Source organism: Paraburkholderia sp. CNPSo 3076, from assembly GCF_026343935.1.
In the GTDB taxonomy this organism is placed as follows: Bacteria; Pseudomonadota; Gammaproteobacteria; order Burkholderiales; family Burkholderiaceae; genus Paraburkholderia; species Paraburkholderia nodosa.
Genome location: NZ_JAPMAL010000026.1, coordinates 114,023 through 138,778 on the forward strand (window position 1 = coordinate 114,023; position 24,756 = coordinate 138,778).

The window sequence follows — 24,756 nt, forward strand, 5'->3', positions numbered from 1 at the left end:
CGCATGGATAAAGGACACGACAGGCAAGCGGGGAATGCGCAGGTCGTCTGGGTGATCGCCCTCGTCACGCTTTGCGGCTGCGTGCTGCTGGCGGGCTGCACGAGCTTCATGGGGCAGCAGGACAAGCGCGCAGTCGCACAGTTGCTGCCCACCGTCGGCAGCCAGGTGCGCGGCACGGTTTCGTTCGTCGAGCATTCGGACGGCGTGCAGGTGAGCTACAACCTCGCGGGCCTGCAGCCCGACAGCGATCACGCATTACAGGTGCACGAGCGCGGCGACTGCAACGCCACCGACGCCTCGAGCGCCGGCGCCGTGTTCGCGCCCGCCGCGGAGCGCCTGAAGCCCGGCGTGCGCGTGGAAGGCGACCTCGGCAATATCCATGCGGATTCGAACGGCGTGGCGTCGGGCTTTATCGTTGCACCCGAGGTCTCGCTCGACGGCGTGCGCTCCGTGCTGCAACGCGCGGTGATCGTGCACCGGGACGCCATCGACCCCTACGCGTACCCGCAACGCGGCACGGGCCCGGCGCTCGCCTGCGGGCTGATCCGCGCCCAGTGAGCGCGGCGTTTGCGCCGGCGCGAAACGCAGTTCCAGGCATGCCGATCCACATCGCGTAAAATAGGCGCCTTTCGCACGCGGCGCACGCCCGGTGGGGCCGTCCGCGTGCTTTCCCGACCCGATTTTCTCGTTAAGTAGCGAACATGGCAATCAAGTCCGACAAGTGGATCCGGCGCATGGCCGAAGAGCAGAAGATGATCGAGCCGTTCGTGCGCGATCAGGTCCGGATGTCGGAAGACGGCCGCAAGATCGTGAGCTACGGCACCTCGAGCTACGGCTACGACATCCGCTGCGCTGACGAATTCAAGATCTTCACGAATATCAACTCGACCATCGTCGATCCGAAGAACTTCGACGAAAAGTCGTTCGTGGACTTCAAGGGCGACGTCTGCATCATCCCGCCCAATTCGTTCGCGCTCGCGCGCACGGTCGAGTATTTCCGCATTCCGCGCAACGTCCTGACCGTGTGTCTGGGCAAGTCGACCTATGCGCGCTGCGGGATCATCGTGAACGTCACGCCGTTCGAGCCTGAGTGGGAAGGGTACGTCACGCTCGAATTCTCAAATACGACACCTTTGCCTGCGAAAATCTACGCGAACGAGGGGGTGGCGCAAGTGCTGTTCTTCGAAAGCGATGAGATCTGCGAGGTCTCCTACGCGGATCGCGGCGGCAAGTATCAAGGCCAGCACGGCGTCACCCTGCCGAAGACCTGACGCAGACAACCACCGGACACAACGACATACGGGGACCGCTGCGCGTCATATGCAGCGGTCGTTTCTTTTGGAGAATCGCCCATGAAGTTCCGTTTTCCCGTCGTCATCATCGACGAAGACTTTCGCTCCGAGAACATCTCGGGTTCCGGCATCCGCGCGCTCGCCGAAGCCATCGAGAAAGAGGGCGCGGAAGTCCTCGGGCTGACGAGCTACGGCGACCTCACGTCGTTCGCGCAGCAGTCGAGCCGCGCCGCCTGCTTCATCCTCTCGATCGACGACGACGAGCTGCTGCCCTACGTGGAAGGCTCGGACGAGGAAGCGCCCGAGCACGCCCCCGCCATCGTCGCGCTGCGCGCGTTCATGGAAGCGGTGCGCAAGCGCAACTCGGACATCCCGATCTTCCTGTACGGCGAGACGCGCACCTCGCGCCATCTGCCCAACGACATCCTGCGTGAGCTGCACGGCTTCATCCACATGTTCGAGGACACGCCGGAGTTCGTCGCGCGCCACGTGATTCGTGAAGCGCGCGTGTATCTCGACGCGCTGGCGCCGCCGTTCTTCAAGGAACTCGTCAAGTACGCCGACGAAGGTTCGTACTCGTGGCACTGCCCGGGTCACTCGGGCGGCGTCGCGTTCCTGAAGAATCCGCTCGGCCAGATGTTCCACCAGTTCTTCGGCGAGAACATGCTGCGCGCCGACGTCTGCAATGCGGTCGAGGAACTCGGCCAGCTGCTCGATCACACCGGCCCGGTCGCGGCCTCGGAGCGCAACGCGGCGCGCATCTTCAGCGCGGACCACGTGTTCTTCGTGACCAACGGCACGTCCACGTCGAACAAGATCGTCTGGCACGCAACGGTCGCGCCCGGCGACATCGTGCTGGTGGACCGCAACTGCCACAAGTCGATCCTGCACGCGATCACGATGACGGGCGCGATTCCCGTGTTCCTCACGCCCACGCGCAACAACTTCGGCATCATCGGCCCGATTCCGCGCGACGAGTTCAAGCCGGAAAACATCCGCAAGAAGATCGAGGCGAATCCGTTCGCCCGCGAGGCGCTCGCGAAGAATCCGAACGTGAAGCCGCGCATTTTGACGATCACGCAGAGCACCTACGACGGCGTGGTCTACAACGTCGAGATGATCAAGGATCTGCTCGGCGACATGCTCGACACGCTGCACTTCGACGAAGCCTGGCTGCCGCACGCCGAATTCCACGAGTTCTACCAGGACATGCATGCGATCGGCGCGGGCCGTCCGCGCACCAAGGCGCTGGTGTTCGCGACGCACTCCACGCACAAGCTGCTCGCCGGCATCTCGCAGGCCTCGCAGATCGTCGTGCAGGACTCGGAAGACAGCGCATTCGACCGCCACCGCTTCAACGAGGCGTATCTGATGCACACGTCGACGTCGCCGCAGTACGCGATCATCGCGTCGTGCGACGTGGCCGCCGCGATGATGGAAGCGCCGGGCGGCCCGGCGCTGGTGGAAGAGTCGATCGCCGAAGCGCTCGACTTCCGCCGCGCCATGCGCAAGGTGGACGCCGAATACGGCGACGACTGGTTCTTCCAGGTCTGGGGGCCGGACGAGCTGGCCGAAGAAGGCATCGGTTCGCGCGAAGACTGGATGCTGCGCCCGAACGATCACTGGCACGGCTTCGGCGCGCTGGCGGAAGGCTTCAACATGCTGGACCCGATCAAGGCGACCATCGTCACGCCGGGTCTGGACGTGGACGGCGAATTCGGCGAGACCGGCATTCCGGCCGCGATTGTGACGAAGTACCTGGCCGAGCACGGCATCATCGTCGAGAAGACCGGGCTGTACTCGTTCTTCATCATGTTCACGATCGGCATCACGAAGGGCCGCTGGAACTCGATGGTGACCGAGCTCCAGCAGTTCAAGGACGACTACGACAACAACCAGCCGCTGTGGCGCGTGCTGCCCGAATTCGTCGCGCAGCATCCGATGTACGAGCGCGTGGGCCTGCGCGACCTATGCCAGCAGATCCACAGCGTCTACCGCGCCAACGACATCGCGCGCCTCACGACCGAGATGTACCTCTCGAGCATGGAGCCTGCGATGAAGCCTTCGGACGCATTCGCGAAGCTCGCGCACCGCGAGATCGACCGCGTGCCTGTCGACGAACTCGAAGGGCGCGTCACGTCGATCCTGCTCACGCCGTATCCGCCGGGCATTCCGCTGCTGATTCCGGGCGAGCGCTTCAACAAGACGATCGTGAATTATCTGAAGTTCGCGCGCGAGTTCAACGAGCGCTTCCCGGGCTTCCACACCGACATCCACGGGCTCGTGGGCGAGACCATCAACGGCCGCATCGAGTATTTCGTGGATTGCGTGCGCGCCTGAACGCGCGAGGGGAGGGGAATGTTGGGTGGCTCATCAGCGCGGCTAGCGCGTTTCTTTGCTGCGATGGTTGCGGCGCTGTCCGTGGCCACGGTGCTGTTCGCCGTGGCGCCGGCGGCGCGCGCCGAGGTCGCGGCGGCCGATCCGATCGACACGGCCATGCGCGCCTGTCTCGCGCGCGCGGACCGGTCGTCGACGGCCGGGCAGATCCAGTGCATGGACGACGCGCGCACGGCCTGGCGCACGGCCGCCGACACCGCGCTTACGCAACTGCTCGCGAAGTTGCCGGCCGCGCAGCAAAAGCGCTGGCAACTGAGCCAGCAGAAGTGGGTGGCCTGGCGCGACGCCGAGGACACCATGCTCGGCGCCGCGTTCGCGACCACGAGCGGCAGCACTTACCAGCTCTACGAGGCGGACATGCGCCTGCAGCCGGTGCGCGAGCGCGCGCTCGCGCTGCGCAACCAGGCGGCCATGTACAACGGAGACGCGCCGAAGGTGCGCGCCTGCAGCGCCGACGCGCGCTGCGAGCACGTGAGCTACGACCTCAATCGCTACTACCGTCAGCTCTATGCGCGGATGTCGAAGCACGCGCGCCCTACGGTCTCTCGCTCACAAAGCGACTGGCGCGCGTATCGCGACGCGACCACGCCGCTCATCGACGAGCATGCGCGGCTCGATCTGCTAGGCGGGCGCCTCGCAACCTTGAAGCGCCTCGCCGAAACGGTGAACAACCACTGAGGCTGGGTTTCAGTCGAGGATGAACTGCTCCGGCGCGCGCGCCGGCAGCGAGGTGGGCTCGCCCATCAGGTCGTGCAACGCGACCTCGATGCCGGTTGACATCAGGTTGAGCGCGAGGTCGTTGTCTTCGGTGCCGAACGGGTCTTCGAGCTGCGAGGCGATTGCCTCGTGGGCCATGAACGCGTAGGCCACGAACACGGCGAAGATCGGCGTCAAACCGCCGATGCTATCGACGAGGCCGAACGGCAGCATCGCGCAGAAGAAGTACACGGTGCGATGAATCATCACCGTATAGGCGAACGGCAGCGGCGTGGAGACGATGCGCTCGCACCCGCCGATCACATCCGAAATGCCATTGAGATTGTGCTCGAACGCGAGCACCGCGTAACCGTCGAGGCGGCCTTCGCGCGTCTCGCGCCGGACCCATTCCGCGGCGCACAGCAGGAGCGTGGCCGGGCGGTAGCGCGACGCCAGCACGCGCTCGAACAGCGCGGGTGGCAGGCGCGATTCGAGATCGGCGCGCGGGTCGGTGTTGCGCAGTTGATGGCGCAGCGCATGCGGCAGCGCAGCGAGCAGACTCATCAGCTCGCGGGCCCGTTCGCGCGTTGCGGCTTCGTCGCCGCTGCGCGGGAGCGTCAGCGCTTGCCGTACCAGCGAGCGCGTCTCATTGAGCATTTGCCCCCAGAGCTTGCGGCCTTCCCAGTAGCGGTCGTAGCTCGCGCTGTTGCGAAAGCCGAGAAACACCGCGAGCGCGATGCCGATCAGCGAGAACGGCACGGTGCTCAGGTTGACCGTGAGCTTGAGGATGTGATCGTGCGCGGCCACTGCGATGATCGAGAGGACCAGCACGATGGAAAGGCGCGGCAGAAGTTGCGGCAGCACGGAGCCGCGCCACGCGAGCAGCATGCGGAACCAGTGGAGATGAGGGCGGACGATCATTGGGGCAGGGGGTGGGAGCGAAGACAAAACCTGACGGAGCAAGTCGTCAGTATGGCGCGGGATCGTAGGCCATGGCGCGCGACCGCCGGGCGCACACTTCCGACATTTTGCTGCGGGCACAGCGCGCTGTCATGTGTGTCCTCATGCGCATTGTCACCTTGTGCGCCGCCCAGAAACAAACAGGGCGCGCGACGTTGTCCGTCGCGCGCCCGGTTGGCCTTTGAGTGCGGGCGTTCTTCGCCCGCTTCGCTGCGCTTACCTGAGCGCTGCGCGCGCCGCCGCGATGGCCGCACGTACCTGCTCGGGCGCGGTGCCGCCCGGATGGTTGCGCGCCGAGACCGAGCCTTCGAGTGTGAGCACTTCGAACACGTCTTCGGTCAGCAGGTGCGAGACGGCCGGCAGTTCGCGGCGCATCTCGTCGAGCGTGAGGTCGGCGAGATCGCAGTTGCGGTCCACGCAGATGCGCACCGCGTGCGCCACGGCTTCGTGCGCGTCGCGGAACGGCAGGCCCTTCTTGACGAGGTAGTCGGCCAGATCCGTGGCCGTGGAGAAGCCTTGCAGCGCAGCCGCGCGCATCGCCTGCTCCTTGACCGCGATGCCCGCGACCATCTCCGCGAAGATACGCAGCGTGTCCGCCACGGTATCGACCGTGTCGAACAGCGGCTCCTTGTCTTCCTGGTTGTCCTTGTTGTAGGCGAGCGGCTGGCCCTTCATGAGCGTGAGGAGCGCCATGAGATGGCCGTTCACGCGGCCGGTCTTGCCGCGCGCCAGTTCCGGCACGTCCGGGTTCTTCTTCTGCGGCATGATCGACGAGCCCGTGCAGAAGCGGTCGGCCAGATCGATGAAGCCCACGCGCGGGCTCATCCACAGCACCAGTTCTTCCGAGAAGCGCGAGACGTGCGTCATCACGAGCGCGGCCGCCGCCGTGAATTCGATGGCGAAGTCGCGATCGGAGACGGCGTCGAGCGAGTTTGCGCAGATGCCGTCGAAGCCCAGCGTCTTCGCCACGGCGAAGCGGTCTACGGAAAAGCTCGTGCCCGCGAGCGCCGCCGCGCCGAGGGGCAGACGGTTCACGCGCTTGCGGCAGTCCACCATGCGCTCGGCGTCGCGCGAGAACATTTCCACGTAGGCGAGCAGGTGATGGCCGAAGGTGACCGGCTGCGCCACTTGCAGGTGCGTGAAGCCCGGCATGATTGTGCCCGAGTGCTGTTCAGCGAGGTCGAGCAGCGCGCCGCGCAGGTCGCCAAGCAGGCCGCCGATGCGGTCGATCTCGCCGCGCAGCCACAGGCGGATGTCGGTCGCGACCTGGTCGTTGCGCGAGCGGCCCGTGTGCAGGCGCTTGCCGGCGTCGCCGATCAGGGCGGTCAGGCGCGCTTCGATGTTCAGGTGCACGTCTTCGAGGTCGAGCAGCCACTCGAATTCGCCGCGCTCGATCTCGCCCTTGATCTTCGCCATGCCGCCCTGGATGGCGGCGAGGTCGTCGGCGGAGATGATCTTCTGCGCGGCCAGCATCGACGCATGTGCGAGCGAGCCCTCGATATCGACGAGCGCGAGACGCTTGTCGAAGAAGACCGACGACGTGTAGCGCTTGACCAGCTCCGACATGGGTTCGGAGAAGCGAGCCGACCAGGCTTCGCCTTTTTTGTGCAGTTGGGACGTCATGGTGATGGGGCGTGAACGAGCAAGCGGTGAGAAGGCGTGCCGCGCGCCGCATTGCGCCGCGCACGGCGGGAAAGATCACAATTTTAGCATCGGCGGTCCGCCGCAACGCCGCCAGGCGGCCCGCGCCGCTCAGAGCCGCACCAGCACCACGAGCTTGAGATCTTCGCGGTGCGCGGGCTTGAAGGTGATCTGGTCGTAGGCGATGCGGCCGTGGCGCGGGTGGTTGAACTCGCGCCGGCCGCCCTCGCGCTCGAACACGTCCTGCGAGGCCCAGAAGCGCGCGAACTCGTCGCTCGCGGCGATCAGCGAGTCGATCAGCGCGCGCGTTGGCGCGTCGTTCAGGTGGCGGATGGAGTCGGCGCGGAACTCGGCGGCAAGGCGCCGCGCGCGCGTTTCCCAGTCGACGATCAGCTCGCGCCCGAGCGGCTCGGTGAATGTGAAGCGCAGCAGGTTGCGGTCGTGCTCGCCGTCGAGCCAGCCCGTGAAGAGGTCCGCCGCATGCGCGTTCCAGGCGAGCGCGGTCCACTGGCGGTCAAGCACGTAGGCGGGGGCGTCCACGAGCTTCACCGTTTGCAGCAGCGTGGCGGGCGCGTCCGCGGCGGTGGCCGGATCAGGCTCGGCGGGGTCGCGCTGCGCGGCCAGCTCGAACAGGTAGGCGCGCTCGGCGCGCGAGAGCCGCAGCGCGACGGCGATGCGCGCGAGCGCGTCCGCCGAGGCCGAAACGGGGCGGCCCTGCTCGATCCACGTGTACCAGGTCGGGCTCACGCCGCACAACTGCGCGACTTCCTCGCGGCGCAGGCCCGGTGTGCGGCGGCGCGGGCCCGGCGGCAGCCCGACCTCCGCGGGCGAAAGACGCTCGCGATGGGCGCGGATGAATTCACCCAGCGCGCGGGCGGGTGTCGCGTCGAGGGTTTTACCGGCGGGGGCGGAAGGCGATCCCGAGGAGGGCGTGTCGAGGCTCATGGGCGTGGGGCTAGTGGCGGCGATACCAGAATAACCGCTTAACTTGTACTGGTACAAAACGGCCTCTATTGTAGCGTCTGACGCGGCGCCGGGCCGCCACGTCAGCCAGCCCGGAGATTGCAGAACCCGCGGCGCGCAGCGCTCGCCGATTCGCGCCCTACATAACGAGCCGCATCAGAACCCGCAAAAAGGAGCATGCGATGAAGCATCACGATCAGGTCGCCGACGCATTCGGCTCGACCGCCGCCGCCTACCTCACGAGCCAGGTCCACGCGAGCGGCGCGGATCTGGAGAACCTCGCCGCGACCTTCGCGGCCACCTGCGGCAATGCGACGGTGCTGGACATGGGCTGCGGCGCGGGCCACGCGAGCTTCGCCATCGCGCCGCACGTGCGCGAAGTCGTCGGCTACGACATCGCCCCGCAGATGCTGGCCACGGTCGAAGCCGCCGCGAAGGCGCGTGGCTTGACGACCGTGCGCACGCAGCAGGGCGCGGCAGAAACGCTGCCGTTCGCCGACGCGAGCTTCAACTGGGCCGTGAGCCGCATGAGCGCGCACCACTGGCGCGACGTGCCGCAGGCGCTTGCCGAAGTGCACCGCGTGCTCAAGCCGGGCGGCCGGCTGAAGTTCATCGACATCGCGGGCATCGACGACCCGCTTTACGACACGCATATTCAGGCGATCGAACTGTTGCGCGACGCGTCGCACATTCGCGACTACCGCGCCGACGAGTGGCTCGCGATGCTCGACGTGGCCGGCTTCGACGCGAAGGTGAGCGAGCGCTGGCGCATCGCGCTCGACTTCGATTCGTGGGTCGCGCGCATGCGTACGCCGCCGGAGCGCGTGACGGCGATCCGCTCGATGTGGGAGCGCGCGCCCGATGAAGTGCGGCAATACTTCGATGTGCAGAGCGATTTGTCGTTCAAGCTCGACGCGCTGATGATCGAGGCGACGCGGCGCGATTGAAGCTCGCCTGAGGCAATCAAAAACGGCGTCGTGACCGCGAGGGCACGACGCCGTTTGCGCATGCGCACAGCGCGAACGCTCAACCCGTATTGCGCAACCCCGCCGCAATCCCGTTGATCGTCAGATGAATACCGCGCCGCACGCGCGGGCTCGGGTCACCGGCGCGATAGCGCTTGATGAGTTCCACCTGCAAGTGATTCAGGGGATCGAGATACGGGAAGCGGTTCTTGATCGAGCGCGCGAGCAGCGGGTTATCGGCGAGCCGTGCGGAGGCGCCCGTGATCTCGCCGAGCACCTTCGTCGTGCGCTCCCATTCGGCCACGATGCGCTCGAACACGAGCTTGCGCAGCTTCTTGTCCGCGACGAGCTGCGCGTAGCGCGAGGCCACCGCGAGGTCGGTCTTCGCGAGCGTCATGTCCATGTTCGAGAGCAGGTTCGAGAAGAACGGCCAGGTCTTGTACATCTTCTTGAACATCGCAAGACGGCGCGCGCGCTCGGCGTCGCTGCCCGCGTCGTCGAGATACGAGGCGACCGCGCTGCCAAAGCCGTACCAGCCCGTGAGCAGCAGGCGGCACTGGCCCCACGAGAAACCCCACGGAATCGCGCGCAGATCGTCGATCTTGCGGTTCTTCGGGTCCTGCAGCTTGCGCGAGGCCGGACGGCTGCCGATGTTCAGCTCCGCGATTTCCGTGATCGGCGTGGAGGCGAAGAAGTAGTCGGTGAAGCCAGGCGTGTCGTAGACGAGCGAGCGGTATGCGGCCATCGCGGCGTCGGAGAGCGCTTGCATCGTCTCTTCGAATGCGGGTAGTTGATCGGGTGCGCTGCTTGCCCCGCCCATCGGCAGCAGCGTTGCTTCGAGCGTCGCGGCGATCACCGTTTCGAGGTTGCGGCGGCCGATCTCCGGATTGCCGAACTTGCTCGCGATGACTTCGCCCTGCTCGGTCAGACGGATCTGGCCTTCCACCGTGCCCGGCGGCTGCGAGAGGATCGCGTTGTAGGTCGGGCCGCCGCCGCGGCCCACCGTGCCGCCGCGGCCGTGGAACAGACGCAGCGTGATGCCGCGCTGCTTGTACAGCGCGACGAGCGCCAGCTCCGCGCGGTACAGCTCCCAGTTCGAGGTGAGGAAGCCGCCGTCCTTGTTGCTGTCCGAGTAGCCGAGCATGATTTCCTGCTCGTTGCCCTGGTGCTCGACAATGCCGTCGATGCCCGGCAGCGCGAGCAGGTCGCGCATGATGCCCGGCGCGTGGCGCAAGTCGGGGATCGTCTCGAAGAGCGGGATCACCATCAGCGCGGCCTTCGCAGGGTCTTCCGCGTGGCCGAGGCGCCCGCTCATGAGGCCGGTTTCCTTCTGCAGCAGCATCACTTCGAGCAGGTCGGAAACCGTTTCGGTGTGCGAGATGATGTAGTTGCGCACCGCGCGCGCGCCGAACTTCTCGCGCGTCACGCGCGCCATTTCGAGCACGCCCAGCTCGCTCTTCACGAGGTCCGAATAGTCGAGGTACGGCGAGCGCAGCGTGCGCGGGTCGGCGAGCTGCGCGAGCAGCACGATCTGCTTGTCTTCTTCGGACAGTGCCGCGTAGTCGGCTTGAACGCCGGCGCGCGCGAGCAGCTCCGTAATCACGGCTTCGTGGATGTCCGAACTCTGGCGCAGATCGATCGAGGCGAGATGGAAGCCGAACACGTCGACGGCGCGCATGAGCGGCGCAAGCCGCGTGGTGGCGAGCGACGCGCCGTGATGCTCGGCGAGCGAATCCATCAGGATATGCAGGTCGCGCGAGAACTCGTCCGCATCGGCATAGGGCTTGGCGCGCACGGGCGCGGCGTTGCGGCCCGCGCTGCGCACGGCCACCACGCCTTCGCCCAGACGCACGCGCGCGCTCGCGGCGAGGCGCGTGTACACGCCGATCAGCGCGCGGCGATAGGGCTCGTCCACGCGGTGCGGCGACTGGTCGGGCGAGGCTTCGGCCAGCGCCTTCAGCTCCTCGCTCGCGCCCGCGAGCAGGTTCGACACCGAAAGTTCGGCGCCCAGACGGTGCACTTCGTCGAGGTAGTGCTGCAGGATCACCTGCGCCTGGCGCTCGCTTGCTTCTTCGAGCGTGGCGGCGGAGACGTTCGGGTTGCCGTCGCGGTCGCCGCCAATCCAGCTGCCCATCTGGAGGAACGCGGGCAGGCGCGCCGAAAGGCCGTGCTCCTTCAGCTGCGTTTCGATCTCGCTGTAGAGCGCCGGGATCTCGGTGAGGAAGGTCGTGTGGTAATACGAAAGCGCGTTTTCGATTTCGTCGCCCACGGTCAGGCGCGACTCGCGCAGCATGCGCGTTTGCCAGAGCGAGGTCACGCGCGCGCGCAAGAGCGACTCGTTGTGCTCGAGTTCGCGATGCGTGAGCGGCTGGTCGCGCTCGGCGAGCAGGCGCGCGATGTCGTGCTGCGAGTCGAGCGTGCTCTTGCGCTGCACTTCCGTGGGGTGCGCGGTGAGCACGGGGACGATCAGCGCGTCGTTGAAGAACTGCTGGAGCACCGGCGTCGCGGCCGCGCCCGCAAGCGCGAGACGTTCGAGCGAATGCGCGATGGTGCCCGCCTGCGGCGCCGAGCCCGCGAGGTCGTGAATGCGGCGGCGGCGGTTGCGGTGGCGATCTTCAGCAATGTTCGCGAGATGCGAGAAGTAGCTGAACGCGCGCACGACGCTCACGGTCTGCTCGGGCGAGAGCGCGCGCAGCTGCTTTTCCAGCGCGAGCGCGTCGGCGTTGTCGTCTTCGCGGCGAAAGCGCACGGCGGTCTGACGAATGCTTTCCACGACGTCGAACACGGCGTCGCCTTCCTGCTCGCGCAGCACTTCGCCGAGCAGGCGGCCCAGGTACCGGATGTCTTCGAAGAGCGGCTGGTCCTTGTCGTCGCGGGCGCGGCCATTGCGCGAGGCGCCGGCGGGCGCTTTCGGAGCCTTCGCCGCCTGCGTGGCCTTCATCGCTTTTGCGGCCTTCGGCGTTTTCACCGCCTTGACAGCCTCGGCGGCCGGTTTGGTCGTCGTGGATTTCGTGGTCTTCGTGGTCTTCGTCGTTTTCGTCGTTTTCGCCGGTTTCGTGGACGGCGTGGCCGATGCGGCCTTCGAAGTTGCGTTCTGCGATGCGGTGTTGCGGCGCTCTGCGCGCGCCGAGCCTGAAGACTTCACGATGTTTTCCTTGAGGCTTGCCAGGATATGGGCAGGTTAGTCGGAGAACTGCCAACTGCATGGCCGCGGCGCGTGCCGGGCCGTGTACTGCGGGTGCAACCTGGAGAGGGTGGAAGGTGCCACCCTGTGCGAGCCGTGCGGATAGTGCAGAGGCGGCGCGGCTCGCCAATGGCGGTGCGCCGGGTGCAGGCCTTGCTGGAGAGGTGCGCCGCTGCGAGGGCGAGCGCAAGCCGAAGCGGCGCCGCGGCGATAGCCGGGGCCACGCGGGCCGCGTATGCTGCCAGCCGCGTGCCAGACGCGCGCCAGTTTGCCTACGATGGGTACAGTAAGCGCCGCTGCAACGCCTGAGTCTCTTCCTTGCCGCCGCCCGCGCCTTGTTCGCCTGACCCTGCGGGGAGGCGGTAAAAAGGGCGCGTGCTAACATTGCCTGTTATCCGATCCTGCTTTTCATCCCGTCATTCGATGTACTTGCCATGAACTCCGAGACGTTATCCGCGCCCATGCCCAACACCCTGGTGATCGCTTCGCGGGAGAGCCGCCTCGCGATGTGGCAGGCCGAGCATGTGCAAGCTGCGCTGCACAAATTATATCCAGCCTGCGACGTGAAAATTGTTGGAATGACGACACGCGGCGATCAAATTCTCGACCGCACGCTCTCGAAGGTGGGCGGCAAGGGTCTTTTCGTGAAGGAACTGGAGCAGGCGCTGGCCGAGGGCCGCGCCGATCTCGCCGTGCACTCGCTCAAGGACGTGCCGATGGAGCTGCCCGAAGGCTTCACGCTCGCGGCCATCATGGAGCGCGAGGACCCGCGCGACGCGTTCGTCTCCAACGACTACGACTCGCTTGCCGCGTTGCCGGCGGGCAGCGTGGTGGGCACGTCGAGCCTGCGCCGCGAGTCGATGATCCGCGCGCGCTATCCGCATCTCGAGGTCAAGCCGTTGCGCGGCAATCTCGACACGCGCCTCGCCAAGCTCGACCGCGGCGACTACGCGGCCATCATCCTCGCGGCTGCCGGCTTGAAGCGCCTTGGCCTCGGCGCGCGTATCCGCGCGCTCATCGAGCCCGAGGACAGCCTGCCGGCGGCGGGCCAGGGCGCGCTCGGCATCGAGATCCGCGCCGATCGCGCCGATATCGCCGCCTGGCTCGCGCCGCTGCACCACGACGCCACCGCGAAGGCCGTCGAAGCCGAGCGCATGGTTTCGCGCGCACTGGGCGGCAGCTGCACGGTGCCGCTCGCGGCCTACGCGCAGTGGCACGACGGCAAGCTTGCGCTGCGCGGCACGATCGCCACGCCCGACGCGAGCCGCGTGCTCGCCGCGCAGGAGGGCGCCGCGGCGTCCACGGTCGACGATGCCATGGCGCTCGGCCGCCGCGTTGCCGACGACCTCATCGCGCAGGGCGCGCTCGAGATCGTGCGCGCACTCGCGGACGCGGCCCAGGCAGCCGATGGTCCGAATGCGGCGCCCGCCAAGGGCGCCGCCACCCAGAACCCAACCGGCGCGGGCGAAGGCCCGGCCTCCAGATGATGGCCGGCTCCTGGCAACCGTACGGTAAAGCCGGCCAGCCCGACGAGTGGGGTGGCCCGGGCGACGCCTCCACCGGCGCGAAGCGCGCGTCACCGTCGAGCGGCGAAAGCAGCCATGGTGGCGGCGCACCGTTCACCGTCGTCATTACCCGGCCGGCCGGTCAGTCGGATGGTCTCGCCGGGCAACTCGCGCAGCACGGCATGCGCACGCTCGACTTCCCGCTCATCTCCATCGCGCCCGTGACCGACGAAGCGCCGCTACGCGCCGCGCTCGGCGCGCTCGAACGTTTTGCGCTCGTCGTGTTCGTTTCGCCGAACGCCGTCGATCGCGCGTTCGCGTGCTATGCCTCGGTGTCGTCGATCTGGCCGGCCGCGCTGCCCGTGGCCGTAGTCGGCCCCGCGAGCGTGGCCGCGCTCGAGCGCCACGGTGTGGCGGCCCCCGAGCATCGCGTGGTCAGCCCTGCGGGCGCGGGGGAGGAAGAGCCCGCGCGCTTCGATTCTGAGTCGCTTTACGCGGCGCTCGAAAAGACCTTCGGCGTGGACGCCTTCGCGGGCAAGGGCGTCCTGATCGTGCGCGGCGACGGCGGCCGCGAGTGGCTCGCCGAGCGTCTGCGCGAAGCGGGCGCCGAGGTGGAGACCGTCGCGGCCTACCGCCGCGTCGTGCCCGAGCCGCCCATCGCCGCCTGGACGCAGGTGCATGCGCTGCTCGAAGGCGCGCCGCACGCGTGGCTCGTCACGAGCTCAGAAGGCGTGCGCAACCTCGACGAACTCGCGCGCGAGCACCTCACGGCGGGCGAGATCGTCGAGCTGCGTCACGCGCCGCTCGTCGCGCCCCACCCGCGGATCGCCGAGACGGCGCGCTCAATGGGTTTTGATAGGATTACGGTGTCCGGCGCGGGCGACGTACGCATCGTCGAGACGCTGCTAGGCCTCGCTTCTTCCGTTGTTCAACCGGTTCAGAACACTCCGGCCCAGGCGCCGGCCAACCCACGCATGACAGATTCGAACAACTCAAGCAGCACAGCAAACCAGGGCGCCGTCACCACGGGCGCGGCGGTTTCCAGCAGCGCGTCGGCATCGGGCAGCGCATCGGCGCGGCCGTCGTATGCGTCGTCGGGCGCGGGGTCTTCCGCGCCGCTGACGCCGCCGCCGGGCGCGGGCAACGGGCGCCGCGGCGCGGGCACGGCGCTGCTGTGGCTCGTCCTGGTGCTGGTCGCGGCGGGCTCGGGCGCAGGCGGTTATCTCCTGAATCGCAAGGTCGACAACCTCGGCATGCAGGCCATTCAACGCCAGCAGGCAAGCGAGCAGCAGACCGCCGCGCTGCGCGCACGCGCCGACCAGGTCGCCGCAGGCTCGCAGCAGATCGACAAGCAGATCGCCCAGCTCGAAGGCAAGATCGCCGACGCACAGAATTCGCAGCAGGCGCTCGCGCAGCAATACGCCGATCTGTCGAAGAGCCGCGACGACTGGACGCTCGCCGAAGTCGGCCAGATGCTGTCGAGCGCGAGCGAACAGCTCCAGCTCACGGGCAACACGCAGCTCGCGCTATTCGCGCTGCAAAGCGCCGACACGCGCCTCGCCGCCTCGGACAACGCGCAGGCCATCGCCGTGCGCAAGGCGATCGCGCAGGACATCGACAAGCTCAAGGCCGCGCCGTCCACGGACCTCACAGGTCTCGCCATCAAGCTCGACACCGCGCTCGGCCAGATCGACTCGCTGCCGCTTTCCGGTGAGGCGATCGTCGCGCATACGAAGCCGGAGGCTGCACAGCCCGCCGATATTGCCCAGGTTGCCGCGGCGACCAACCAGCCGAAATGGAAGGTGTGGATCGACACGTTCGTCGACGGCGTGGGCAAGCAGATCACGAGCCTCGTGCAGGTGCGCCGCATCGACAACGCGGACGCCATGCTGGTCTCGCCCGATCAAGGCTATTTCGTGCGTCAGAACCTGAAGCTGCGTCTGCTTTCGGCGCGCCTTTCGCTGCTCTCGCGCAGCCAGGAAACGCTCAAGTCCGACCTCGCGGCCGCCGACGCCACGCTCGCACGCTACTTCGACGGCGCGTCGAAAGACACGCAAACCGTGCGCGGGCTGCTCAAGGAAGTGAACGACGGCTCGACCGCCGTCACGCTGCCCACGCTCGACACGAGCCTGAAGGCGATCCAGCAATACCGGAGCAGGGGGTAAGACATGGCGATCCGTGGACTCCTCTGGCTCGCGCTTCTCTTCGCGATTGCCGTCGCGCTCGCGACCGTCGGGCGCTTCGACACCGGGCAGGTGCTGCTCGTCTATCCGCCGTATCGCGTGGACGTCTCGCTCAACCTGTTCGTGGTCGGCATCGTGGTGGCGTTCCTGCTGCTTTACGCGATCCTGCGTTTCGCACGCAACATCGTGACGATGCCGCGCCGCGTGGGCGCCTACCGCGCACGCATGCGTGCCGAGAAGGCGAACTCGGCGCTGCGCGACGCCGTGGGCAATCTTTACGCGGGCCGCTTCTCGCGCGCCGAGAAAGCCGCACGCGATTCGCTCGCCGACGCGAAGAATACGAGCGCCGCGGGCCTGATCGCCGCGACGGCCGCGCATCGTCTGCATGAATACGCGCGCCGCGACGAATGGCTCACCCAGGTCGACGACCCCGACCTCCAGGAAGCGCGCCTCATGGCGACCGCCGACATGCGCGCCGACGGCCGCGACGCCGATGGCGCGCTCGCCGCGCTCACCGAAATGCGCACGCAGGGCGGCCGCCGCATCCACGCGCAACAGATCGCGCTGCGCGCGCAGCAGCAGCTCAAGAACTGGAGCGAAGTGCTCAAGCTCGTGAAGACGCTGGAAAAACGCGAGGCGTTGCACCCGGCCGTGGCCGTGCGCCTGCGCCAGCTCGCGGCGGAAAATCTGCTGCGCGACCGTCGTCACAACGCCGACGCGCTGCTCGAGCTGTGGCAGTCGCTCTCGAACGTCGAGCGTCACTCGCCGCGTCTTGCCGATTGCGCCGCCGAACTGCTGATCGCACTCGATCGCCAGGCCGACGCACGCAAGATCGTCGAAGAAGCGCTCGCGCAGAACTGGGACGCGCGCTTGCTGCGCCGCTATCCGGACACCGCGGGCAGCGACGCGCTGCCGCTCATCCAGAAGGCCGAGGCGTGGCGCAAGGAACGTCCCGAGGACGGCGACCTGCTGTTCGCGCTGGGCCGCCTGTGCCTGAAGCAGCAACTGTGGGGCAAGGCGCAGTCGTTCCTCGAAGCCGCGCTCAAGTCTGCCGACGCGACGCAGAACGAGCCGCTCAAGATCCGCTCGCATCGCGCACTCGCGCGCCTGCACGAGCAACTCGGCGACGGCGACAAGGCCGCTTCGCACTATCGCGAAAGCGCACTGTCGATGAACGTGGTTTGATGCCTGCGCCATGCGGCTGAAGAAGCCGCAACTGCAGCCGCAACGAAAACGGCCGCCTGCAAAACAGGCGGCCGTGTGTTTTTTGGTGAAGCCGTAATGCGTTTAGCGGTTCACGAGCTTCGCAGGTGCCGAAAGCGCAAGCAAACCGCCCAGGATCATGAACGCCGCGAGCATGTACATGCCCGAATCGTTGGCCGAGGTGGCCTGCTTGAGCCAGCCCACCGCATACGGGCTCAGGAAGCCCGCGAGATTGCCGATCGAGTTGATGAGCGCGATGCCGGCCGCCGCGCCCGTGCCCGCGAGCCAGGACGTGGGCAGGCTCCAGAATAGCGGCAGCGTGGTGAGAATGCCCATGGTCGCAATGGTGAGCGCCGTCATGGCGAGCGTGGTGTCGTGCGCCCATGTGACCGAAAGCACGAGGCCGAGCGCGCCGATGGCGGCCGGCACGGCGATGTGCCAGCGGCGCTCGCGCGTGCGGTCGGCGCTCTTCGCCACCAGCACCATGCCGACCACGGCCGCGGCGAACGGAATCGCCGAAAGCAAGCCGATGGTGAGCGCGTCTTTCACGCCCGTCGCCTTGATGATGGTGGGCAGCCAGAAGCTTACGCCGTAGAGCCCCATCACGAACGAGAAGTAGGTGAAGCTCATCACCAGCACGCGCGCGCTCGTGAGCACGGTCATGAGCGGCGGGTCTTCTTTGGTGGCGTCCTCGAGTGCGATGTTGCGTTCGAGCAGCGCGCGCTCTTCTTGCGTGAGCCACTTCGCTCGGCCGATGCGGTCGTCGAGCACGAAGAACACCAGCACGCCGACGATCACCGAAGGCAGCCCTTCGAGCAGGAACAGCCACTGCCAGCCTTGCCAGCCGTTCGCGCCGTCGAAGGACTTGAGAATCCAGCCCGACACCGGACCGCCGATCACGCCCGACAGCGCGATGGCCGTCATGAACCACGTGGTCATGCGCCCACGGCGGTGCGCGGGATACCAGTAGGTGAGATAGAGGATGATGCCAGGGAAGAAGCCCGCCTCGCACAGGCCGAGCAGAAAGCGCATCACGTAAAACATGGTCGGCGTGGTGACGAACATCGTCAGGATGGAGACGAGGCCCCACGTGACCATGATGCGCGCGATCCACACGCGAGCGCCCACGCGATGCAGGATGATATTGCTTGGCACTTCGAACAGAAAGTAGCCGATGAAGAAAATGCCCGCGCCGAAGCCATAAACCGCATCGGAGAGATTGAGCGCCGAACTCATCTGCAGCTTGGCGAAGCCCACGTTGACGCGGTCCAGATACGCGACCACGTAACACAGCATGAGAAGCGGAATGAGGCGCCACGCGACTTTGCGGTACGTGGCTTCTTCGAAGGCGGAGGGCGGGGCACCCGCTCCCGCTTGCGGCAGATGATTCGCTGGACTGGCCATGGTGTCTCCTAAGCGCGATCTTGCTCGTTGGCGTGTTTGTTGTATTGCCGCCTTGTTATGGCGGGTATTCGACGCGAAAGCACGATCATTCTATACGCGCCGCCGTGGCGCGACGGCGCGTCAATGTCGGGGAAAACACCGATCAGTCGGTGACCTGGCGCAGCGAGACACCGCTACACGCAGCGCCCGCCATCCACTTCGATGCAGCTGCCGGTGATGAACGCCGCCTCATCCGAGGCGAGATAGAGACACGCATTGGCCACGTCCTGCGGCGTGGAAAATCGCCCGAGCGGAATGGTCGCGACGAAGCGCTGGCGGTTCTCGGGCGTGTCGGGCACGCCCATGAACTCCGCCGTGAGCCCCGTATCGCCGATCACGGGATTCACGCAGTTCACGCGGATCTGGTCGGGGCCCAGTTCGGCGGCGAGCGCCTTGCTGGCCACGATCATCGCGCCCTTGCTGCCGTTGTACCAGACGAGCCCGGGCCGGGGCCGGATGCCGGCCGTCGATGCGATATTGACGAACGCGCCGCCGCCGCGCTCGCGAAAGTGCGGCACGAACGCGCGCACGCTCCAGTAAAGGCCCTTCACATTGACGGCGTACACGCGGTCGAACTCCGCTTCGCTCACTTCGAGCACGGGCTTGTTGCGATGCGTGGTGCCCGCGTTGTTGACGACGATCTGCACGCTGCCGAAGTCGTCGATTGCCGCTTCGCGCAGCGCCTGCCAGTCGGCTTCGCGCGTGATGTCGCCTTGCACGGCGATGGCCTTGCCGCCTGCGAGCGCGATCTCGCTCGCCACGCGCTCCGCGGCGTCACCGTTCAGATCGTTGATGACGACGTTCGCGCCTTCGCGCGCATAGGTCCTGGCGATCCCTTCGCCGAAGCCCGAGCCGCCGCCGGTCACGACGGCCGTCTTGCCTTTGAGTCGCATGGTGTCTCCGTTCATGTTTATCGACATGATTCAGCCGTGCCGGATTGCGATGGTCTTGAGCACCGTGAAACCATAGAGCGCCTCGAAGCCTTTTTCGCGTCCGTGCCCGGAATGCCGCGTGCCGCCGAACGGCAATTCGACGCCGCCGCCCGCGCCGTAGTTGTTGACGAACACCTGGCCCGCGCGCACGCGCCGGGCGAGACGCATCTGGCGCGCGCCGTCGCGTGTCCAGATGCCGGCGACGAGGCCATAAGGCGTGCCGTTGGCGAGCGCGAGCGCTTCTTCCTCGCTCTCGAAGGGCATCGCCGCGAGCACCGGGCCGAACACTTCCTCCTGAGCGAGGCGGCTTTGCGGCGGCACGTCGCGCAGGAGCGTCGGGACTTCGTAGAAGCCGCCGCTGGGCGCATCGGCTTCGAGCCTGCCGCTCGCCGCCGTGGCGATGCGGCTCGCGGCCGCTTCGTCGAGAAAGCCACGCACGCGCTGGCGCTGCTTCTCGTTGATGAGCGGGCCGCAGTCGAGATCGGCACTGGCCGGGCCCACGCGCAACTTGCCAAACGAAGCGGCGAGCCGGTCGATGAGCGGCTCGTAGGCGCCGCGCTCGATCAGCACGCGGCTGCCCGCCGAACAGGTCTGCCCCGCGTTCTGCACGATGGCGGCGACGAGCACGGGCAGCGCGGCGTCGAAATCGGCATCGGCGAAGACGATTTGCGGCGACTTGCCGCCCAGTTCGAGCGTGACGGGCACGTGGTGTTCGGCGGCCATCTGCGCGACGAGCTTGCCCGTTTGCGGCGAGCCCGTGAACGAGATGTGGTCGATACCGGGATGCGAGGAGAGCGCCGCGCCCGCCTCATGCCCGAGCCCGGTGACGATGTTGAGCGCGCCGGCGGGCAGACCGGCTTCGCGCGCGAGTTCGGCCACGCGCAGCAGCGACACGCAGGCGTCCTCGGCGGGCTTCACCACGCACGCGTTGCCGGTGGCGAGCGCCGCGCCCACGCTGCGGCCGAAGATCTGCATCGGGTAGTTCCAGGGCACGATGTGGCCCGTCACGCCGTGCGGTTCGCGCACCGTGAGCACCGTGTAGCCGGCCTGGTAGGGCAGGGTTTCGCCGTGCAGCTTGTCGGCGGCGCCTGCATAGAACTCGAAATAGCGCGCGAGCGCGGCGGCGTCGGCGCGCGCCTGCTTGAGCGGCTTGCCGGTGTCGCGCGCTTCGAGCTGCGCGAGTGCTTCCCTGTGCTGGCCGACGAGGCCCGAGAGTGCGAACAGCACTCGCCCGCGCTCAGTGGCGCTCAGTGCGCCCCAGGCGCCCTCGAAGGCTTTGCGTGCGGCCGTGACGGCCGAGTCGATGTCGGTGGCATTGCCGCGTGCGAGCTGCGCGAAGGGCTCGCCGGTGGAGGGATCGATCGCGGCGAGCGTCTCGCCGCTGGCGGGCGATTGCCATTCGCCGCCGATGAAGTGCTTCGCTTCTTCCATGCATGCGCCTCGTAAATGGGGGTGAAACGAGGGAGGGGAAACGCAAAACGGGAAACGTCGCCGAAGCGTGCCGCGGATCGCCCGATGGAGGGCCGCGCCGGCAGGTCGATTATCGCGCCAATTGCGGGCGCTACGCGCAGGAATTCAGCAGGCACTTCATCTGCGTGCGGGAAAGCCCTGGGCCGGACCGCCGGCCGCCCTGGCCGATTGGCTATAATGGCGTCCATCCTCCAACGTCCGCGACGTTCGGTTCCGCGCCGTTTTTCCGCGCGAGCCGTCGATTTTTTCCCTTCTCAACAGAGAGCGCTCATGAGCTTTGCAAATGTCCCCGCCGGCAAGGATCTGCCGCAAGACTTCAACGTGATCATCGAGATTCCCGCGCAAAGCGATCCGGTGAAATACGAAGCCGACAAGGACCTGGGCCTGCTCGTCGTCGACCGTTTCGTCGGCACGGGCATGCGCTATCCCGTGAACTACGGCTTCATTCCACAGACGCTCTCCGGCGACGGCGACCCGGTCGACGTGCTCGTGATCACGCCGTTCCCGCTGCTGGCAGGCTCCGTTGTGCGCTCGCGCGCACTCGGCATGCTGCAGATGACCGACGAGTCCGGCGTCGACGCGAAGCTGATCGCAGTCCCGCACGACAAGGTCTGCCCGATGACGGCCAACCTCAAGTCGCTCGACGACGTGCCCGAGTACCTGAAGGACCAGATCAAGCACTTCTTCGAGAACTACAAGGCGCTCGAAAAGGGCAAGTGGGTCAAGGTCGAAGGCTGGGTCGGCATTGAAGCCGCCCACAAGGAAATCACGGACGGCGTGGCGAACTTCAAGAAGTAAATCGCGCGCTTCTGGTTTGATTGAAAACCGCACGGGCTTGCCAGGGCCGTGCGGTTTTTTCATGGGCGCTCGATTAACCCACTTCGGCGACATCGTGCAGTTCTGGGCCGCGCAGGATGTCGAGCCGCGCGGGCCTGCCCACTCCGTAGCCCTGCGCGTAGTCCACGCCCATCGCGATCATCCAGTCCACGATGGCGGCGTCCTCCACGCATTCGGCGATCGTGAGCTTGCCCGCCGCGTGCGCGACCTGGTTGATCGATCGCACGATGGCCTGGTCCAGCGGACTGTCGATGATGCCGCGTATGAAGCTGCCGTCGATCTTCAGATAATCGACGTGCAGATGCTTGAGGTAATTGAACGACGACATGCCCGCGCCGAAGTCGTCGAGCGCGAAGCGGCAGCCCTGCGCGCGCAGGCGTTCGATGAGGGTGATCGCCTCGTTCAGGTTCGTGATCGCGGCGGTTTCGGTGATCTCGAAGCACACGCGCTCGAACGGGATCGACCAGATGCGCTGCTGCTCCTCGATATAGTCGGCGAGCTGCTCGTCGCCGAGCGAGGCGCCCGAGAGGTTGATCGACCAGGTGCCGTAATCGTGCGTGCCTTCGGCAATCATCGCGAATGCGCTCGCGATCACCCAGCGGTCGATGGCCGGCATGAGGTCGAAGCGCTCGGCCGCGCCGATGAACGCGGAAGGCTCGACGAGCGCGCCTGAGGCGGACTGCATGCGCAACAGCAGTTCGACGTGCGTGTCGTCCGCCGCCGACGCCGGTGCGAGCGAGAGAATCTTCTGGCCGAAGAGGCAGAACTGGCCGTTCTCGAGCGCCGCCTTGATGTCGGAGACCCACGCCATCTGCGCGTGCGTTTGCGAGAGCTCCTCGTCGTCATAGCGAAAGCGGTGCACGCGGTTGCGGCCTTTCTTCTTCGCCATGTAGCACGCGACGTCCGCGGCCTTCATCACCTCCTTCACGGAAACGAGCCCCGCCGCGTCGCCGACGAGGCCGATACTCACGCTCGTCTGCACGATGCGCCCGGCGCCCGTGAAGCGGATCGCGGCAATGCCCGCACGCAGGTTCTCCGCGAGCAGCGACGCGTGCGCCGCCGTGCAGTGCGGCAGCACGACGCCGAACTCGTCGCCGCCCAGGCGCGCAATGATGTCCTCGCCGCGCAACTCGCTTTTGAGTACGCGGCAGACCTGGCGGATCAGCTCGTCGCCGGTCGAGTGGCCGCAGGTGTCGTTGACGACCTTGAACTGGTCGAGGTCGAGAAACATGACCGCGTGGCCAGGCTGTCCGGGTGGTGCGCTCGCGCTGTCGTCGAGCAACGCGGCGAGGCGCCGCTCGAACTCGCGGCGGTTGTAGATGTCGGTCAGCTCGTCGTGGGTCGCCTGGTAGGCGAGGCGGGCGGCATGCTCGCGCAGTGCGCTCACGTCGTAGAGCACGATGACGGTGCCGATTACGCGGCGTTGCGCGTCGCGCAGCTTCGACACCGAGTAGTCGACCGCGAGGCGCGAGCCGTTCGTGCGCAGCACGTGGAGAGTCGCGCCACCTGCGTTACCCGTCGCCTGTGAATTCATCAGGATGTCGAAGCGCTGCGGTTCGTGCGCGTCGTTGCGCAGGTCGCAGATCGCGTCGAACGGCTGCGCGAGCATCTCGGCGGTGGCGCGGCCGAGCATGCGTTCGGCCACCGCGTTGCAGTAGGTCACGCGCGCGTGCTCGTCGGTGCGGATCACGGCTTCGCCGATCGAGGCCAGGGTGACCTCCGCCAGTTCGCGTTCGGTATAGGCCGTCGCTTCGGCAGTCCTCAGCTCGGAAATGTCGAACAGGCAACCGACCATGCGCACGGCGCGCCCGCGCGCGTCGCGCACCGCCTGGCCGCGTGCGCGACACCAGCAGTAGGTGCCCGCGAGCGTGCGCAGACGAAACTCCACGTCGAAAGTCGTTGCGCGCGCAAGGTGTTGGCGCAGCGCGTGGCGCACGAGCCTGAGGTCATCCGGGTGGACGAGCTGGGTGAGGCCCGTGTCGCTTTCAAAGCGCGTGCCCACGTCGTAGCCGAGTTGCTCGTAGAGCCAGTTCGAGAAGTAGCATTGCCGGCTGCCGACCTCCCAGTCCCAGAGTCCGGCATTGATGCCTTCAAAGCCTAGCGTAAGGCGCTCCTCGTTCTTGCGCACTTCGGCTTCGAGGCGGTCGCTGCGTGCAAGCGCTCGGCGGATGAATTGCGAGAACACGCCGAGCAGCACGATCGCGGAGGCGGCGAGCGCGAGCGTGAGGAGCGAGCGCGTGGCGCGCGCCGCGTCGTCGAGCGAGCGGGAGAAGCCGCTTTCGACAGGCGCGAGCTGGCTGTCGATCTCGCGCAGCTCGTGCACGAGGCTGGCGGATTCGGGCGCGTGCAGTTTGCCCGCCTGCACGAGGGCGTGCAGGCGTTCGCCCGTATCGGCAAGACGCAGAATATAGCGGTCGCCGATGTCCCAGAACGCCACGGCCGGGCGCATCCACGGCGTGTTCTTGAGCGTGCGGTAGCCCCAGGTCATGCCGTCGATGTCGGCGGGCGCGATGCGGCCCAGTTCGAAACCGTGCCGGATCGCCGCGGTGTCCGGCTGCGCGCGGTTCATCTCCAGCCTGGCCGCGCGGTCGCCGAGCGGCACGGCAATGCCGGCGAGGAACGTGCGGTAGTCCGCCTCGTCGCCGGTGCGCGCGTAGCGCTCCAGCGCGTGAACCGCGTCCTTCTGGCCCTTCGACCAGCTGCTTTCCCCCGCCACATACGCAAGCAGGATCGACATGATCGCGAGGCTGACCGCGGCGACCACCGCCATGGTGGCGGCGAGCAGCCATAGCGGCAGCAGGACCACGGTCGTGCGCCGCAATCCGTGCCAACCGGGGGCAAGCCGGCTCGTCTCCGTTTTAATGGGTCTCTTCATGCTTCACCGGTTCCTTCGGCTTGCAAGGTGAAATGAGAGCGCACGCCGGGGGCTAAGACCGGCGTCTTGTGGTGAATAACGGCGAGGGCTGCGGCGGCTTTAGGCTTTAGTCGGAGCGTTCGATGAAAAGAGCAAACGCTCGTTTGGAGAGACGTTTGCTCATTCTGGCGCTGCAGTTTCCGGGGCGGTTTCCGGGGCCGGTGGGGGTGG

At 67.0% G+C, this 24,756-nt stretch carries 18 protein-coding genes; 10 read left to right on the top strand and 8 right to left on the bottom strand.

All coding sequences use genetic code 11. The features are described 5' to 3' along the window. Positions 1-3: 3 nt before the first annotated feature. From M3A49_RS28010 to M3A49_RS28025, 4 genes are all read left to right on the top strand, one after another. Complete coding sequence (locus M3A49_RS28010) at positions 4-558, top strand: superoxide dismutase family protein (protein WP_254355982.1); 555 nt, start codon at positions 4-6, stop codon at positions 556-558. A gap of 143 nt (positions 559-701) precedes the next feature. Further along, positions 702-1,271, top strand: coding sequence for a dCTP deaminase (dcd, locus tag M3A49_RS28015; protein ID WP_028207739.1), 570 nt, complete (start codon positions 702-704; stop codon positions 1,269-1,271). A gap of 81 nt (positions 1,272-1,352) precedes the next feature. Next, entirely contained in the window at positions 1,353-3,632 is a 2,280-nt protein-coding gene (locus M3A49_RS28020; protein WP_266231921.1) for an arginine/lysine/ornithine decarboxylase, read from the top strand. A gap of 18 nt (positions 3,633-3,650) precedes the next feature. Continuing rightward, the gene (locus M3A49_RS28025) at positions 3,651-4,367 is read left to right on the top strand and encodes a lysozyme inhibitor LprI family protein (RefSeq protein WP_266231922.1); all 717 of its coding nucleotides are present in this window, start codon (positions 3,651-3,653) and stop codon (positions 4,365-4,367) included. Between the two features lie 9 nt (positions 4,368-4,376). On the opposite strand, the gene M3A49_RS28030 is transcribed toward M3A49_RS28025, so the two are convergent. The 3 genes from M3A49_RS28030 to M3A49_RS28040 form a co-directional block, all read right to left on the bottom strand. Then, positions 4,377-5,306: a bestrophin family protein gene (locus M3A49_RS28030; protein WP_266231923.1), complete on the bottom strand. Its 930-nt coding sequence runs from the start codon at positions 5,304-5,306 to the stop codon at positions 4,377-4,379. A 255-nt stretch (positions 5,307-5,561) separates the two neighbouring features. Further along, on the bottom strand, positions 5,562-6,968 hold the full coding sequence (argH, locus tag M3A49_RS28035) for an argininosuccinate lyase (protein WP_266231924.1): 1,407 nt from the start codon (positions 6,966-6,968) through the stop codon (positions 5,562-5,564). Positions 6,969-7,097: 129 nt separating this feature from the next. Then, positions 7,098-7,931, bottom strand: coding sequence for a helix-turn-helix transcriptional regulator (locus tag M3A49_RS28040; RefSeq protein WP_266231925.1), 834 nt, complete (start codon positions 7,929-7,931; stop codon positions 7,098-7,100). 200 nt (positions 7,932-8,131) lie between these two features. On the opposite strand from M3A49_RS28040, the gene M3A49_RS28045 reads away from it, so the two are divergent. Then, positions 8,132-8,896, top strand: a complete 765-nt coding sequence (locus M3A49_RS28045) for a class I SAM-dependent methyltransferase (RefSeq protein WP_266231926.1) — start codon at positions 8,132-8,134, stop codon at positions 8,894-8,896. Positions 8,897-8,975: 79 nt separating this feature from the next. Here the strand turns inward: M3A49_RS28045 and ppc are convergent, their stop codons facing one another. Beyond that, complete coding sequence (gene ppc / locus M3A49_RS28050; protein WP_266231927.1) at positions 8,976-11,855, bottom strand: phosphoenolpyruvate carboxylase; 2,880 nt, start codon at positions 11,853-11,855, stop codon at positions 8,976-8,978. On the opposite strand from ppc, the gene M3A49_RS28055 reads away from it, so the two are divergent. The 4 genes from M3A49_RS28055 (at position 11,845) to M3A49_RS28070 (ending at position 16,971) form a co-directional block, all read left to right on the top strand. Beyond that, complete coding sequence (locus M3A49_RS28055; RefSeq protein ID WP_266231928.1) at positions 11,845-12,099, top strand: hypothetical protein; 255 nt, start codon at positions 11,845-11,847, stop codon at positions 12,097-12,099. The two genes, ppc and M3A49_RS28055, sit on opposite strands and share 11 nt — an antisense overlap. 433 nt (positions 12,100-12,532) lie before the next feature. Then, positions 12,533-13,585: a hydroxymethylbilane synthase gene (hemC, locus tag M3A49_RS28060; RefSeq protein WP_266231929.1), complete on the top strand. Its 1,053-nt coding sequence runs from the start codon at positions 12,533-12,535 to the stop codon at positions 13,583-13,585. Further along, positions 13,582-15,768, top strand: coding sequence for a fused uroporphyrinogen-III synthase HemD/membrane protein HemX (gene hemDX, locus M3A49_RS28065; RefSeq protein WP_266231930.1), 2,187 nt, complete (start codon positions 13,582-13,584; stop codon positions 15,766-15,768). Before hemC ends, hemDX begins: the two co-directional genes overlap by 4 nt. 3 nt (positions 15,769-15,771) lie before the next feature. Further along, positions 15,772-16,971: a heme biosynthesis protein HemY gene (locus M3A49_RS28070; RefSeq protein ID WP_028207729.1), complete on the top strand. Its 1,200-nt coding sequence runs from the start codon at positions 15,772-15,774 to the stop codon at positions 16,969-16,971. 102 nt (positions 16,972-17,073) lie between these two features. Here M3A49_RS28070 and M3A49_RS28075 read toward each other — a convergent pair whose 3' ends face one another. The 3 genes from M3A49_RS28075 to M3A49_RS28085 form a co-directional block, all read right to left on the bottom strand. Beyond that, positions 17,074-18,393 carry an MFS transporter gene (locus M3A49_RS28075; protein WP_266231931.1) on the bottom strand — a complete coding sequence of 440 codons (1,320 nt, stop codon included), beginning with the start codon at positions 18,391-18,393 and terminating at the stop codon, positions 17,074-17,076. 173 nt (positions 18,394-18,566) lie between these two features. Further along, the gene (locus M3A49_RS28080) at positions 18,567-19,325 is read right to left on the bottom strand and encodes an SDR family oxidoreductase (protein ID WP_266231932.1); all 759 of its coding nucleotides are present in this window, start codon (positions 19,323-19,325) and stop codon (positions 18,567-18,569) included. A gap of 30 nt (positions 19,326-19,355) precedes the next feature. Next, on the bottom strand, positions 19,356-20,795 hold the full coding sequence (locus M3A49_RS28085; RefSeq protein WP_266231933.1) for an aldehyde dehydrogenase family protein: 1,440 nt from the start codon (positions 20,793-20,795) through the stop codon (positions 19,356-19,358). A 309-nt stretch (positions 20,796-21,104) separates the two neighbouring features. Here M3A49_RS28085 and ppa point away from each other — a divergent pair, with 309 nt between their 5' ends. After that, positions 21,105-21,632 carry an inorganic diphosphatase gene (gene ppa, locus M3A49_RS28090; RefSeq protein ID WP_069265419.1) on the top strand — a complete coding sequence of 176 codons (528 nt, stop codon included), beginning with the start codon at positions 21,105-21,107 and terminating at the stop codon, positions 21,630-21,632. 73 nt (positions 21,633-21,705) lie between these two features. Here ppa and M3A49_RS28095 read toward each other — a convergent pair whose 3' ends face one another. Further along, positions 21,706-24,546 carry an EAL domain-containing protein gene (locus M3A49_RS28095; RefSeq protein ID WP_266231934.1) on the bottom strand — a complete coding sequence of 947 codons (2,841 nt, stop codon included), beginning with the start codon at positions 24,544-24,546 and terminating at the stop codon, positions 21,706-21,708. Positions 24,547-24,756 lie beyond the last annotated feature (210 nt).

What these genes read in the sequence shown, in the direction of transcription:
- M3A49_RS28040 (WP_266231925.1), bottom strand. Translation starts at nt 7,931, where the DNA reads ATGAGCCTCGACACGCCCTCCTCGGGATCGCCTTCCGCCCCCGCCGGT.
- ppc (WP_266231927.1), bottom strand. Translation starts at nt 11,855, where the DNA reads ATGAAGGCCACGCAGGCGGCGAAGGCTCCGAAAGCGCCCGCCGGCGCC.
- M3A49_RS28070 (WP_028207729.1), top strand. Translation starts at nt 15,772, where the DNA reads ATGGCGATCCGTGGACTCCTCTGGCTCGCGCTTCTCTTCGCGATTGCC.
- M3A49_RS28045 (WP_266231926.1), top strand. Translation starts at nt 8,132, where the DNA reads ATGAAGCATCACGATCAGGTCGCCGACGCATTCGGCTCGACCGCCGCC.
- M3A49_RS28010 (WP_254355982.1), top strand. Translation starts at nt 4, where the DNA reads ATGGATAAAGGACACGACAGGCAAGCGGGGAATGCGCAGGTCGTCTGG.
- argH (WP_266231924.1), bottom strand. Translation starts at nt 6,968, where the DNA reads ATGACGTCCCAACTGCACAAAAAAGGCGAAGCCTGGTCGGCTCGCTTC.
- M3A49_RS28085 (WP_266231933.1), bottom strand. Translation starts at nt 20,795, where the DNA reads ATGGAAGAAGCGAAGCACTTCATCGGCGGCGAATGGCAATCGCCCGCC.
- hemDX (WP_266231930.1), top strand. Translation starts at nt 13,582, where the DNA reads ATGATGGCCGGCTCCTGGCAACCGTACGGTAAAGCCGGCCAGCCCGAC.
- hemC (WP_266231929.1), top strand. Translation starts at nt 12,533, where the DNA reads ATGAACTCCGAGACGTTATCCGCGCCCATGCCCAACACCCTGGTGATC.
- M3A49_RS28030 (WP_266231923.1), bottom strand. Translation starts at nt 5,306, where the DNA reads ATGATCGTCCGCCCTCATCTCCACTGGTTCCGCATGCTGCTCGCGTGG.
- M3A49_RS28080 (WP_266231932.1), bottom strand. Translation starts at nt 19,325, where the DNA reads ATGCGACTCAAAGGCAAGACGGCCGTCGTGACCGGCGGCGGCTCGGGC.
- M3A49_RS28020 (WP_266231921.1), top strand. Translation starts at nt 1,353, where the DNA reads ATGAAGTTCCGTTTTCCCGTCGTCATCATCGACGAAGACTTTCGCTCC.
- ppa (WP_069265419.1), top strand. Translation starts at nt 21,105, where the DNA reads ATGAGCTTTGCAAATGTCCCCGCCGGCAAGGATCTGCCGCAAGACTTC.
- M3A49_RS28025 (WP_266231922.1), top strand. Translation starts at nt 3,651, where the DNA reads ATGTTGGGTGGCTCATCAGCGCGGCTAGCGCGTTTCTTTGCTGCGATG.
- dcd (WP_028207739.1), top strand. Translation starts at nt 702, where the DNA reads ATGGCAATCAAGTCCGACAAGTGGATCCGGCGCATGGCCGAAGAGCAG.
- M3A49_RS28075 (WP_266231931.1), bottom strand. Translation starts at nt 18,393, where the DNA reads ATGGCCAGTCCAGCGAATCATCTGCCGCAAGCGGGAGCGGGTGCCCCG.
- M3A49_RS28095 (WP_266231934.1), bottom strand. Translation starts at nt 24,546, where the DNA reads ATGAAGAGACCCATTAAAACGGAGACGAGCCGGCTTGCCCCCGGTTGG.